This is a genomic window from Oceaniglobus ichthyenteri, from assembly GCF_003057885.1.
In the GTDB taxonomy this organism is placed as follows: domain Bacteria; phylum Pseudomonadota; class Alphaproteobacteria; order Rhodobacterales; family Rhodobacteraceae; genus Oceaniglobus; species Oceaniglobus ichthyenteri.
This window is the reverse complement of record NZ_QAGK01000038.1, coordinates 1-576: the sequence shown is the minus strand read 5'-3', so window position 1 is coordinate 576 and position 576 is coordinate 1. Positions and strand designations below refer to the sequence as shown.

General features: G+C 56.8%; 1 protein-coding gene. It reads left to right on the top strand.

Going from position 1 to position 576, the window contains the following annotated elements; genetic code table 11:
• Nucleotides 1–56: 56 nt before the first annotated feature.
• The gene (locus C8265_RS19270; protein ID WP_206050381.1) at nucleotides 57–479 is read left to right on the top strand and encodes a hypothetical protein; all 423 of its coding nucleotides are present in this window, start codon (nucleotides 57–59) and stop codon (nucleotides 477–479) included.
• Nucleotides 480–576 lie beyond the last annotated feature (97 nt).

The window sequence follows — 576 nt, the reverse complement described above, 5'->3', positions numbered from 1 at the left end:
CCCGCTGGTTAACGCGACACGCACTGCCTCAGCGCGGAATTCCAGGGTAGGGTTCGATGCCATCGATGTCTCTCCTTTGTGGCAAAATACCAAGTCAAAGGAGCGGAACAAATCCGCGACAGGTCCACAGCAAGGGCGAGCCGCTTCTCGCGATGGACTTGGTGCGCAACAACATCTTCCACCGCGCAGAAAAGCAAGACGCCCCAGTAGAGGATCTATATGCAAAACTATGGGATCCACTTGACGACATGTGGTGGCGTGAACCCGCCCCCAATGCCCGCCCCCATCGCCCCCGCCTTGACCACTTTTTGGCGCATGTCTTGACGGCGGAGACCGGTAAAAAGATCTCCGTGCGCGAACTCTACGCTGAATATCGCGCTTTTGCCGTTCCGAAAGGCAAGCCTCGGTTTGACGACGTGGAGCACGAACTCCAGCTCCTTGAACGCTATGTGAACCGCCCCGGGTTTACCGGAGAGTAAAACTCTCCAAGGATGAGCCCTATGACACAGAGAAAACCCACCCCGTCCTACACGGCTGAATTTCGCGCACGCGGCGTTCGGCTTTTCAAAGAGAACC